The following is a 12,090-nucleotide window of genomic DNA, read 5'->3' as shown; positions in this document are numbered from 1 at the left end:
TGGGCCATGCAACCGACAGCTATGAACGACATCGAAATCGCCGAAGAAATGGCTGACGCAGCGCGCGCAGCCATTCTTCCTTTTTTTCGTCAAACCAATCTGGAAACAGCAAATAAGCTGACCGATGGGTTTGATCCGGTCACAGTGGCTGACCGTGCAGCCGAAAAGGCGATGCGAGAGGTTTTAGCCCTGCGCCGCCCCGAAGACAGCATTCTGGGTGAAGAGTTTGGTGAGCTTATAGGCAGCAGCGGCCGAACCTGGGTTCTAGACCCTATTGACGGCACACGCGGATTTATCAGCGGCACACCAACCTGGGGCGTTCTTATTGCGCTGAGCGATCAGAATGGGCCGTTTATGGGCGTCATTGATCAGCCTTATATAGGAGAGCGCTTTGTGGGATCGCCATCCGGCGCTCATTTTTCTGGTCCGTTGGGCACCCGCAGTATGAAAACCCGCGAAACCAATACTCTGGATCAGGCAACTCTGTTTACTACGTTTCCCGAAGTTGGGACCTTGGAAGACCGGAAAGGGTTTCAGACCGTATCCGAGCAGGTGCAACTGACGCGGTATGGAATGGATTGCTATGCTTATGCGCTGCTTGCGGCGGGGCAGGCGGATCTGGTGATCGAAGCAGGTTTGAACTCTTACGACATTCAAGCGCCCATAGCGGTCATTCAAGCGGCAGGCGGGATCGTGACAGATTGGCAAGGTGGCCCAGCGCATGATGGTGGTCGTGCCTTGGCAGCTGCAAACGTGGACATTCATGCCGCCGCCCTTGAGATACTGCGCCATTTCTGAACACTGTTGCCGCGCACACGAATGGCGGTTAAACCGGATATAGCCGGTTCTTGAGCCCGTTTTCCGCCGGTCAACGCACTCCTTGCATGAAACGGGCAGATGCAGGAGAGCGATATGACCGAAATCCTACTCAAGAACGCTGACCATATCCTGACGATGGACGACACCCGGCGGGAATTGTCTGGGGCTGACATTCTGATCCGCGATGGGCAGGTTGCCCAGGTCGGGAAGGATTTGCACACGCAGGGCGAAGTTCACGATGCCTCGGGCTGTCTGGTGACACCCGGTCTTGTGAACACTCATCACCACCTTTACCAAACCCTGACCCGTGCCGTTCCGGGTGGTCAGGATGCGTTGCTGTTTGGGTGGCTGCAAACGCTTTACCCGATCTGGGCAAGGTTCGGACCGGATGAGATGTTCACCTCTGCCCAGATTGGCTTGGCTGAACTGGCGCTTTCGGGCTGTACGCTCAGCTCCGATCATCTTTATCTCTACCCCAACGGCGCGCGGCTCGAAGACACGATTTCTGCTGCGTCCGAGCTGGGGATGCGGTTCCACCCAACGCGTGGCGCCATGAGCATCGGCGAGAGCGACGGTGGACTGCCGCCGGACATTCTGGTGGAAGACGAAACCGCCATTCTGGACGATATGATCCGTGTTGTTGACGCGTTTCATGACCCGTTAGAAGGGTCGATGTGCCGCGTTGGCCTTGCCCCGTGTTCGCCGTTCTCTGTCAGCCGTGAGCTGATGCGCGATGCAGCTTTGCTGGCGCGAGACAAAGGTGTGATGCTTCATACGCATTTGGCTGAAAATGATGAGGACATTGCTTATTCGCAGGCGCAGTTCGGGTGCCGCCCTGGTCAGTATGCCGAAGATTTAGGCTGGACCGGCCCCGATGTCTGGCACGCCCATTGTGTCAAGCTGGACGGGGCCGAAATTGATCTGTTTTCACGCACCAAAACAGGCGTGGCCCACTGCCCGTGTTCCAATTGCCGCCTTGGTTCCGGCATCGCACCGGTGCGTGCGATGCGCGACGCGGGCGTCAAGGTTGGTCTTGGTGCGGACGGATCGGCTAGCAATGACAACGGCAACCTGATGCTGGAAGCCCGGCAGGCCATGCTGCTGCAGCGCGCGGCCAATGGCGCAGATGCCATGTCGGCCCGCGAAGCGTTAGAGATCGCGACGCGTGGCGGGGCCGATGTGCTGGGCCGCACCGATTGCGGCCGGCTTATGCCCGGCAAACGCGCGGACATCGCGATGTGGGACACAGGCTGCATCGAAAGCGCAGGCAGTTGGGATCCTGCCGCGTTGCTTCTCGCGGGACCGATGACCGTTAAGCATCTGTTTGTCGAAGGCCGTCAGATTGTGCGCGATGGGCATATCACTACGATTGATCTGCCCCGTGTGATCGAGCGTCAGAATGCGCTTGCGCGGGCGTTGCAGGCTTAAGCAGCCTGTTGCCCGCCGATCCAAACCTCGGCCACGGCCCGATCATCACCCATCATGATGGTCGGGAAGACTGCCTCCCAAACATCGTTTGCATGGGCCTCGCGCTGGGCGATGGCTGGGGTCGAGGCGAGGTCCAGCACAACCAGATCCGCCTCCATCCCCGGTGCGACATTGCCGATGCAGTCATCCATGCGCAGGCTACGCGCGGACCCGACTGTGCCCAGCCACAGCAATTGCGCCGGATGCAGCGGGCGGCCACGCAGTTGGCCGATTTCATAGGCCGCCGCCATTGTGCGCAGCATCGAAAAACTGGACCCGCCGCCTGTATCCGTGGCCAGACCGATGCGGTGGCCATCATGGATCAGACCGCTCATGTCAAACAAACCCGACCCGATGAAGGTGTTCGAAGTGGGGCAGTGGATCAGTGAGGCATCAACTTCGCGCAGCCGATCGCGCTCTCGGTCCTCCAGATGGATGACGTGCCCGTACAGGCCGTTTTGACCCAGCAGGCCAAACTTCTCGTAAGTGTCCAGATAGTCCCGCGCGTCGGGGAACAGAGACTGAACCCATTCGATTTCATCTGTTTGCTCGCTCAGATGGGTTTGCATCAGGCAATGAGGATGCTCTGCCCAAAGCGCGCCCATCGCCTCAAGCTGTTCGGGGGTTGAGGTCGGCGAAAAGCGCGGGGTGATGGCATAGGACAGCCGGTCGATACGATGCCACTTTTCCAGCAGGGCTGCTGATTGATCGTAAGCAGTCTGCGCTGTGTCTCGCAGACCTTCTGGCGCATTGCGATCCATGCAGGTCTTGCCCGCCACCACCCGCTGTCCACGTTGCTGCGCAGCCGTAAAGAATGCATCCACACTTTCGGGGTGGATTGTGCAAAAGCTGCACATCGTAGTGGTGCCATGTGCGGTGGTCAGATCCAGATAGCGATTGGCGATTTCACTTGCATAGACGGGATCGCCAAACTTCATCTCTTCCGGGAAAGTGTAGGTGTTCAGCCAGTCAATCAGCCGCTTTCCCCAACTGGCAATCATTGCCGTCTGCGGGTAATGCACATGCGGGTCAACAAAACCGGCCATGATCAGATGATTGCCGTGATCCCTGGTGACCGCATCAGGATGAGCCAGCGCCAAAGCATCGACGGCGCCAACATCTGCGATGCGCCCGTCTTCTATCACAACCGCTTCGTCCAACCGCGTGGCGTCGGTCGGCTCTCCGTCAAAGGGTGAGCCGATAAAGCTCAGAACGCGCCCTTTCAAAAGCGTCTTTTGCGCCATTTGCCCTGTTCTCCACCTGTTTGGAACCACGCATCAGCATAGGCGGACGAAAGAAGTGGGTAAATCGGCGCATTGTCATTGTTTTCCGGTAGCTGCTTCTTCTATTTAGAAGCCAATCGCCGAATAAAGGGGGCAGCGCATGACGACAGGCAGTGACGAAGCCGGACACGATCTGCCCCGGGAGGACGACGCTTATGCACTGGATCCCAAAGCCGTGGCTGCGATCCTCTATGCAGTGGATATCGATGATCGCGAAAAGCTGATCGAGTTGATGGAGCCGCTGCACGCGGCTGACATCGCTGACCTTCTTGAACAGATCAACCCGTTTGACCGGGCCCGCCTGATCCGCCTGTATGACAAGGAATTCGACGGCGACATCCTATCCGAACTGGATGAATCGGTTCGGGAAGAGGTGATCTCGGTCCTGAAGCCTGATGTTCTGGCGGACGCTGTGCGCGAGATGGAAAGCGACGACGTCGTTGACCTGCTCGAAGACCTTGAGGAGCTTCAGCAGGAAACCATCCTGGATGCGCTGGAGGATTCCGAACGGATCGCCGCCGAACAGGCGCTGTCCTACCCTGAAAATTCGGCCGGCCGTCTCATGCAGCGCGAGGTCGTCATGGCGCCCGAGCATTGGACCGTTGGGCAAACGATTGATTTCATGCGCGCCAATGATGATCTGCCCGAGCAGTTTTATCACGTGGTGCTGGTCGATCCGCGCCTGAAGCCAGTGGCGCAGGTTACTTTGGGCAAGCTGATGGCGGCCCGACGTGAGGTGCCGTTGCATGATCTGACGGAAGAAGAATTCCATATCATCCCTGTCGATCAGGACGAGGAGGACGTGGCGTATGCCTTCAATCAGTACCACCTGATCTCGTCCCCGGTTGTGGATGCTGATGGACGTCTGGTTGGTGTCATCACCATCGACGATGCGATGGTGGTTCTGGATGAAGAACACGAAGAAGACATCCTGCGTCTTGCCGGTGTCAGTGACGAAAGCTCTATTTCCGACAGTGTCGCAGCGACCAGTCGGCGGCGGTTGCCTTGGCTGGCGGTTAACCTATGTACCGCGATCTGTGCCTCGCTGGTGATTTCACAGTTCGAGGCTGCGATTGATCAACTGGTCGCACTTGCCATACTGATGCCGATTGTGGCCTCGATGGGGGGCAATGCGGGCACGCAATCGCTGACGGTGGCGGTGCGTGCTTTGGCGACGCGAGACCTGACCAATGCAAACGTGATGCGTGTTATCCGGCGCGAATTGTTGGTCGGCATGCTCAACGGGCTATGCTTTGCCATCGTGTTGGGTACCGTGGGGATGTTGTGGTTTGACTCTCCGCTATTGGGTGTCGTGATCGGATCGGCCTTGGTCGTGAACATGATCATCGCCGGGTTCGCGGGTACGGTAGTACCTGTCGTGCTGGACCGTTTGGGTGTTGACCCGGCGCTGGCGTCCGGAACCTTTGTGACGACTACAACGGATGTCATGGGGTTCTTCATCTTTCTTGGCCTTGCCAGCGTGGTGCTCTTGTGACCGATCTGACCGAAATCAAAGCCGCAGCCCGTAAGGCGGCCTTTGCGCGCCGCAAGGCTGCATTCGATACGCGTTTGCCCGGTGCAGCCGGACGGTTGTCCGAGGTTCTGGCGGGGCATCGGGGCGTACCCATGTCAGGCTATATGCCCATCAGAACCGAGATCGACCCTCTGCCCGCGATGGCCGAGGCATCGGCTTACGGGCCGGTTGGCGTGCCGGTCATTCAGGCCGCTGGTCAACCTTTGAAATTCTCTCGCTGGACGCCCGAAGGTGTGCTGAAAGATGGCCCGTTTGGTGCCAAAGTGCCCGAGGTGGATGACTATTTCGATCCCGAGATTCTGGTCGTGCCGCTGGTCGCGTTTGATGCAAATGGCGGTCGGCTGGGCTATGGCGGCGGGTTCTATGATCGCACGCTAGAAGGTTTGCGCGCCAAACGCCCGACGCTGGCCATCGGTTTCGCCTTTGACGCGCAAGAGGCCGAGGGCCTGCCGTTGGAGCCAACAGACCAACCGTTGGACATGGTCATCACGGAAAGTCGGGTGCTGACCTTCTAGCTGTTATTGCTCGAAATGGCTGCGCAAGTAATCCCAGGCATCCACTTCGGTGCCGTCTTTAAGGATACAGACGCCGTAGACGCTGCCATCTTCGTTTTTCCGAAGTTGATACGTCCCGTCGTTTTCGATGCAAAATGTTGCTGCGGGGTTGGGCATGGAGGTTTTGGTGCCTTCGGCAACGGCAGCCGAAGCAAACAAGACGCTGGCCGTCAGTAGAACTAAAGATTTCACGAAGAATTCCTTCTATATTCAAACGCTCTTTAAAAACATTGCCACAGGTGAATGTGAATTCAACCCTCAACTTGGCGGCAAATTTCATGCTTCCGCCTTGTTATTGCCCTGCACAGCCCCTACGACCCGGATCATGAGGATTTTGTTTCTTGGTGACGTCATGGGGCGCGCGGGTCGCGCCGCCGTTCAGCAGCACTTGCCGCGCCTGCGCGACGAATGGCGGCTGGATTTTGTTGTGGTCAACGGTGAAAACGCGTCGAACGGTATGGGACTCAGCGGCGATCACGCCAAGCTGCTTTTGGATGCGGGTGCGGATTGCCTGACGCTCGGTGATCATGCCTTCGACCAGAAGGACATGTTGCAATATATCGAGAAAGAGCAGCGCATCGTGCGCCCTGTGAACTTTGCCAAAGGCGCGCCGGGGCGGGGTCATCGGCTGTTCAATGCACCGGGTGGGCGCAAGGTTCTGGTCGTGCAGGTGCTTGGGCAGGTTTTCATGAAACGGCCCTTTGACGATCCGTTCTCGGCCATCGAACCGATCCTGAAGTCGCATCCTCGCGGGGGGCAGGCGCAAGCCATTATCGTGGACATGCATTGCGAGGCGACGTCCGAGAAAATGGCGATGGGCCACTACTGCGACAAGCGTGCCAGCCTTGTGGTCGGGACGCATACCCATGTTCCGACCGCGGATTCTCAGATTCTACCGGGCGGTACAGCGTATCTGACAGATGCCGGTATGTGCGGTGACTACGACTCGGTCATCGGGATGGACAAGCAGGAACCGATGCGCCGATTTATCACGGGTATGCCCAAGGCGCGGTTCACCCCTGCAAACGGTGAAGCCACGCTGAGCGGCGTGTTCGTGGAGACCGATGATCGTGACGGTCAGGCCAAATCTGTTCAAATGGTGCGCGTCGGCGGGCGTTTGGAGCAGGCTGGGCCCGAATAATCAACGTCAGGCTTGCTCTGCTGCGCGCAATGCGTGAAACTGCATGTCATCAGGCGCTTGGGCCCGGGTTCGGACAGAATACCACGAATGAATTTCCTTTCACTGACAGACACGGGCAGCGCAGTTCTGGCGCTGCTTATTGTTGCGGGCATGTTCATCATGTTCCTGCGCGAGGTGTATCCGACCGAGGTTGTGGCCATTGGAGGCGTCTCGCTGATGCTTGTGACTGGTATCCTGCCCTATCAAAGCGCATTGGCGGTTTTGTCCAATCCTGCGCCGTGGACCATTGCGGCGATGTTCATCATCATGGGGGCCTTGGTGCGAACGGGGGCGTTGGACTCGTTCACTTCAACCGCGCAGAAGCAGGCGCAGGTGAACCCACGTATCGCGATTGGTTTGCTCATGGGGTTTGTTGTTGTGGCCTCGGCTGTGGTGTCGAACACGCCAGTTGTGGTGGTCATGATTCCGGTTTTTGTGCAAATCGCCCGCACCCTGAATGTGCCCGCGTCCAAACTGCTGATTCCGTTGAGTTATGCCGCCATTCTGGGCGGCACACTGACGCTGATTGGCACATCGACCAACCTGCTGGTCGATGGTGTGGCACGCGCTCAAGGGATGACACCCTTTACAATCTTCGAAGTCACGCCACTGGGGATCGTCCTTGTGATCTATGGGATGTTCTACCTGCGCTTCATTGCGCCCAAGCTTTTGCCCGAGCGCGACAGCATGGCGTCGCTGCTCAGCGACCGGTCGAAGATGAAGTTCTTTACCGAGGCCGTCATTCCGCCAGACAGCAACCTCATTGGGCGCGAGGTGACAGGTGTTCAATTGTTCAAGCGGCCGGGTGTACGCTTGATCGATGTTCTCCGAGGGGATGAATCTCTTCGGCGTAACCTGAAAGGCGTCGAACTGCGGGTCGGCGACCGTGTCGTGTTGCGGACCGAGATGACCGAGTTGTTGAGCTTGCAAAGCAACAAGGAACTCAAGCGCGTGGACCAGGTGTCTGCCGTTGAAACCAAGACGGTTGAGGTGCTGATCACGCCCGGCTGCCGTATGGTAGGGCGGGCTTTGGGCATGCTGCGACTGCGCCGGCGCTATGGCGTTTATGTCTTGGCCGTTCATCGCCGCAATCAAAACATCGGTCGTCAGTTGGACGAACTGGTAGTTCGCGTCGGTGACACCCTGCTGCTGGAAGGTGCACCCTCAGACATCCAGCGCCTTGCAGCGGAAATGGACATGGTCGATGTCACACAACCGTCCGCGCGGGCATTTCGCCGTCGTCACGCACCCATTGCAATTGGTGCGCTTGTCGGGATTGTCGCCCTGGCCGCGCTGGGCATCGCGCCGATCCTCCTGTTGTCGATTGTAGCAGTCGCTGTGGTCTTGATGACCCGCTGCATTGACGCGGACGAAGCGTTTTCCTTTGTGGAGGGTCGATTGTTGGCATTGATTTTTGCCATGCTCGCCATCGGTGCGGCACTGGACAACTCTGGCGCGGTGTCGCTGATCGTCGAGGCCGTTGCGCCCGGGCTAGGTGCCTTGCCGCCGTTCCTGATCATATGGGCGGTTTATCTGTTGACGTCGGTCCTGACCGAGCTGGTCTCAAACAATGCCGTGGCCGTCGTTGTTACACCGATTGCAATCGGGCTGGCTCAGGCTGTTGGGATGGACCCGCGCCCCCTTGTCGTCGCTGTCATGGTTGCGGCCTCGGCATCATTTGCAACGCCGATCGGCTATCAGACGAATATGATGGTATACGGTCCCGGCGGCTATCGGTTTACCGATTTCTTGAAGGTGGGCGTCCCGTTGAACCTGACGGTCGGATTGCTGGCATCCCTGCTTATCCCGTTGATCTGGCCTATCTAATGTCGGCGCGAAATCGCCACTCGTAAACTGCTAGACTTGTAAATCCCGGGTGACACACAATCTTTTGTGAATGTGATTTGCAAAGAGGATTTGCCATGCTGACAACAGCCCAAGCCACATTGGCAGGCGCAGCAATTGCAACCATGATCAGTGGTGCCGCAATGGCCGGTACGGTTGAGGGAACTGCAACCTACCGCGAGCGTCTTGCGCTTCCACCTGACGCAACCCTGTTTGTCGAGCTTCAGGATATTTCGCTGGCCGATGCACCAGCCGTAACACTCTCGGCGCAAAGATACGCTTTGACAGGTGTGCCCGCGCAGTTTGAATTGACCTATGACGACGCGTTGATCAAGGAAGGGCACAGCTATGCGGTGCGCGCGACGGTCACGCAGGGGCAAAAGCTGTTGTTCACTACAGACACGGTTTATCCGGTCCTGACAAACGAAGCGGGGAACTCGGCTGACCTGTTGCTGGTCCAGATTCAAAGCCAAAAAAGCGCAACACTTGAGAACACCGAATGGGTCGCGGCAACACTAAACGGCGCACCGCTGCAGGCTGAAAGACGCCCCGAACTGAGCTTTGGGCAAGGCGGGGCCTTTGGGGGCAGTGGCGGCTGCAACCGTTTCAGTGGTCAGGCAGAGGTTTCGGGCAACCGGATCAGCTTTCCCGACAACATGGCCGCTACCCTCATGGCTTGCCCGCCCGAGTTGGATGAGGTTGAGCGCGCGTTTCTGAAGTCGATGCAGGCCATCACATCCTTTGCGATGGAGGGGGACGCGCTGGCTCTTCTTGATGCTGAGGGAGAGCCAGTGATCAAGCTGGTCCGTAAATAGAGCTGCAAGGCCGTCAGGCGACGGCCCTAGACCGCCCTGCGTTGCGCCCCGAAAAGATGCATCCGCCCAGGAAGGTTCCTTCCAACGCGTTGTACCCATGATAGCCGCCTCCGCCAAAACCGGCGACTTCGCCTGCGGCGAACAGGCCGGGCACCAAGTTGCCATCTTCCCCGATCATCTGGCTGTCAAGGTTGGTTTGTAGCCCGCCTAGGGTTTTGCGGGTCAGGACGTGCAGCTTAACCGCAATAAGCGGGCCGTTGGACGGGTCGAGGAACTTGTGCGGTTTGGCAGTGCGGATCAACTTGTCTCCGCGATAGTTTCTGGCGGCCAGAATCGCCATCATCTGGGCGTCCTTGGAGAAAGGATTGTCGACCTGCGAGTCGCGCGCTTCGATCTGCCCGCGCAGGTGCGCTTCCTCGATTAGTCCACCGCCCAGATGGTTCATCCCGTTGACCAATTCAGTCAACGTGTTGGCGACGACGAAATCCTCGCCATGTTCTTTGAACGCCTCGACCGGGGCGGTTGCCTTGGACCCGGACAGGATGCGCTGACGGATGACTTCTTTCCAACTGCCCGAGGTAAAGTCCGGGTTCTGTTCAGACCCGGACAGGGCGAATTCTTTCTTGATCACTTTCTGCGTCAGAACAAACCAGCTGTACTCGTACCCTGTTTTCAGGATTTCCTTCAACGTCCCCAACGTATCGAATCCAGGCAGGCAGGGCGGTTCCAGACGGTTTCCTTTGGCGTCGAACCACATAGAGCTGGGGCCGGGTAAAATACGAATGCCATGGGCAGGCCAGATCGGATCCCAGTTGCGGACGCCTTCGGTGTAATGCCACATGCGGTCGCCATTGATGACGTGTCCGCCCGCTTTTTCGCTGATCCCGATCATGCGGCCGTCGACATGAAAGGGCACACCAGCCACCATGTCCTTTGGCGGTTCACCAAGACGATCTTTGGGCCAGTTCTGCCGAACCATTTCAAAGTTACCGCCAATACCGCCCGAGGTAACGATGACCGAAGGTGCATAAACCTCGAACTCACCCACTTCGTCACGGTTGGTCTTGCCGCCGCGTTGGGCGGTGTCGTCAGCTAAAACCTCGCCAGATACGCCTTTGGCAGTGCCGTTCTGCATAATGATGTGGCTGACCTGATGGCGGAACTTCAATTGGATCAGACCGGCGCTGACATGCTCTTTCACACGTCGGATGAAATGCTCCAGAACGCCGGGACCAGTGCCCCAAGTGATGTGAAAACGCGGGACAGAGTTGCCATGCCCGTTCGCAAAAGAGCCACCGCGTTCTGCCCAACCTACGACCGGAAACCAGCGCAAACCCATCTCGTGCAACCACGGGCGCATTTCACCAGCCGCAAACTCGACATAACTCTCGGCCCATTTGCGGGGCCAGGCGTCTTCCGTGCGGTCGAACTGTGCGCTGCCCATCCAGTCACGAAGGGCAAGCTCTTGGCTGTCGTGTATGCCCATCCGCCGTTGTTCAGGAGTGTCGACCATGAACAAACCACCGAGGCTCCAGAACGCCTGACCACCCAGAAAGCTCTCGGGCTCCTGATCGACAATGATCACCTTCTTGCCTCGGTCGCCCAGTTCAGCCGCTGCTGACAATCCAGCCAGGCCCGCGCCGACGACAATCGCATCTGCTGTGTTCTTGGTCATAAACTGTCCTTTCAGCGTCGGCGAAACCAAACGAGGAACGGCAGCACGACGGCATACATCGTGATCCCGTAGACTGCGGACGGCAGGGCCAGAGGGCTAAATCCGCTCTCTGTGCCTGTGATAAGGGCCGCCAGTGTAATGCCCAGTGTCGAGTTCTGGATGCCAGTGTCAATTGATATGCTTTTACACTCGGCCCATGACAGATTTGCAGCCCGTGCGATCCCCAACCCGATGAGTAAAAGTGCAACGTTGAGCGAGATCAGACCGGTGCCCATGATGCCCAGGTTATCAATAAAAATCTGCCAGTTCCCGGCCAGGGCGGCCACAACGATCAAAACGAACAAAGCGGTTGCGAGCGTTGAAAGCCCATTCTCGATGCGGTTTGCAAACCCGGTTGCAAACCTGCGAACTATGACCCCGATGGCGACGGGAAGGGTGGTGATCAGAAACATGGCAATGGCCAGACCGCTGATCGACACATCAGGTGCGTTTTCCCCCATGAAATAGGTGATGGACCACGCGGCCAGAAAGGGCACTGTCAGGATTGATAAGATGCTGATCACCGCAGTCAGGCTGACGGAAAGCGCCACGTCGCCCTTTGCCAATTTGGTCAGAATATTGCTCGTAACACCACCGGGGCAAAAGCTGAGCAGCATGAAGCCAACTGCGATTTCAGGGGGCAGGCCAAACAGAGTGACGGTGAGGAACGCAGCGATGGGCAAAAGCACCACCTGACAGACCGCACCGATTGCAAACGGGTATTTTCGGCTCAGTACGCGCCGGAAATCTGCGGTCTCGAGTCCAATGCCAAGTGACAGCATGATAATGGCCAGCGAGATCGGCAGGCCAACATTGATGAGCAAGTCCAAGAACAACTCCTCCCAAAGTCGTTTCGGATCAGCCTATGCGAGCATGAAA

11 protein-coding genes are annotated in these 12,090 nt (G+C 57.8%); 7 read left to right on the top strand and 4 right to left on the bottom strand.

Features of this window, described 5'->3' with window-relative positions:
- Window positions 1-6: 6 nt before the first annotated feature.
- Together hisN and GS646_RS12000 are read left to right on the top strand one after the other, a co-directional pair.
- Window positions 7-798 carry a histidinol-phosphatase gene (hisN, locus tag GS646_RS12005; RefSeq protein WP_171646614.1) on the top strand — a complete coding sequence of 264 codons (792 nt, stop codon included), beginning with the start codon at window positions 7-9 and terminating at the stop codon, window positions 796-798.
- 114 nt (window positions 799-912) lie between these two features.
- Window positions 913-2,247: an 8-oxoguanine deaminase gene (locus GS646_RS12000; protein ID WP_171646616.1), complete on the top strand. Its 1,335-nt coding sequence runs from the start codon at window positions 913-915 to the stop codon at window positions 2,245-2,247.
- On the opposite strand, the gene guaD is transcribed toward GS646_RS12000, so the two are convergent.
- Entirely contained in the window at window positions 2,244-3,530 is a 1,287-nt protein-coding gene (gene guaD, locus GS646_RS11995) for a guanine deaminase (RefSeq protein WP_171185108.1), read from the bottom strand. The genes GS646_RS12000 and guaD overlap by 4 nt on opposite strands.
- Window positions 3,531-3,669: 139 nt before the next feature.
- Here guaD and mgtE point away from each other — a divergent pair, with 139 nt between their 5' ends.
- Window positions 3,670-5,064 (top strand): magnesium transporter, encoded by a 1,395-nt coding sequence (gene mgtE / locus GS646_RS11990; RefSeq protein WP_171185106.1) that lies wholly within the window; start codon window positions 3,670-3,672, stop codon window positions 5,062-5,064.
- Window positions 5,061-5,618 (top strand): 5-formyltetrahydrofolate cyclo-ligase, encoded by a 558-nt coding sequence (locus tag GS646_RS11985; protein ID WP_171185104.1) that lies wholly within the window; start codon window positions 5,061-5,063, stop codon window positions 5,616-5,618. Before mgtE ends, GS646_RS11985 begins: the two co-directional genes overlap by 4 nt.
- A 3-nt stretch (window positions 5,619-5,621) precedes the next feature.
- On the opposite strand, the gene GS646_RS11980 is transcribed toward GS646_RS11985, so the two are convergent.
- Window positions 5,622-5,849: a DUF333 domain-containing protein gene (locus GS646_RS11980; protein WP_171092489.1), complete on the bottom strand. Its 228-nt coding sequence runs from the start codon at window positions 5,847-5,849 to the stop codon at window positions 5,622-5,624.
- A gap of 133 nt (window positions 5,850-5,982) precedes the next feature.
- On the opposite strand from GS646_RS11980, the gene GS646_RS11975 reads away from it, so the two are divergent.
- The 3 genes from GS646_RS11975 to GS646_RS11965 all read left to right on the top strand — a co-directional run bounded on the left by GS646_RS11975 (window position 5,983) and on the right by GS646_RS11965 (window position 9,497).
- Window positions 5,983-6,798 carry a TIGR00282 family metallophosphoesterase gene (locus GS646_RS11975; protein WP_171092487.1) on the top strand — a complete coding sequence of 272 codons (816 nt, stop codon included), beginning with the start codon at window positions 5,983-5,985 and terminating at the stop codon, window positions 6,796-6,798.
- Window positions 6,799-6,885: 87 nt separating this feature from the next.
- The gene (locus tag GS646_RS11970) at window positions 6,886-8,664 is read left to right on the top strand and encodes an SLC13 family permease (protein WP_171092485.1); all 1,779 of its coding nucleotides are present in this window, start codon (window positions 6,886-6,888) and stop codon (window positions 8,662-8,664) included.
- 95 nt (window positions 8,665-8,759) lie between these two features.
- Window positions 8,760-9,497 carry a YbaY family lipoprotein gene (locus GS646_RS11965; protein WP_171185102.1) on the top strand — a complete coding sequence of 246 codons (738 nt, stop codon included), beginning with the start codon at window positions 8,760-8,762 and terminating at the stop codon, window positions 9,495-9,497.
- A gap of 13 nt (window positions 9,498-9,510) precedes the next feature.
- On the opposite strand, the gene GS646_RS11960 is transcribed toward GS646_RS11965, so the two are convergent.
- Both GS646_RS11960 and GS646_RS11955 read right to left on the bottom strand, forming a co-directional pair.
- Complete coding sequence (locus GS646_RS11960; RefSeq protein ID WP_171185100.1) at window positions 9,511-11,172, bottom strand: FAD-binding dehydrogenase; 1,662 nt, start codon at window positions 11,170-11,172, stop codon at window positions 9,511-9,513.
- Window positions 11,173-11,183: 11 nt separating this feature from the next.
- Window positions 11,184-12,041: a bile acid:sodium symporter family protein gene (locus GS646_RS11955; RefSeq protein WP_171185098.1), complete on the bottom strand. Its 858-nt coding sequence runs from the start codon at window positions 12,039-12,041 to the stop codon at window positions 11,184-11,186.
- Window positions 12,042-12,090 lie beyond the last annotated feature (49 nt).

Source organism: Ruegeria sp. HKCCD4315, assembly GCF_013112245.1.
Taxonomy (GTDB): domain Bacteria; phylum Pseudomonadota; class Alphaproteobacteria; order Rhodobacterales; family Rhodobacteraceae; genus Ruegeria.
This window is presented reverse-complemented; position numbering and strand designations above follow the sequence as displayed.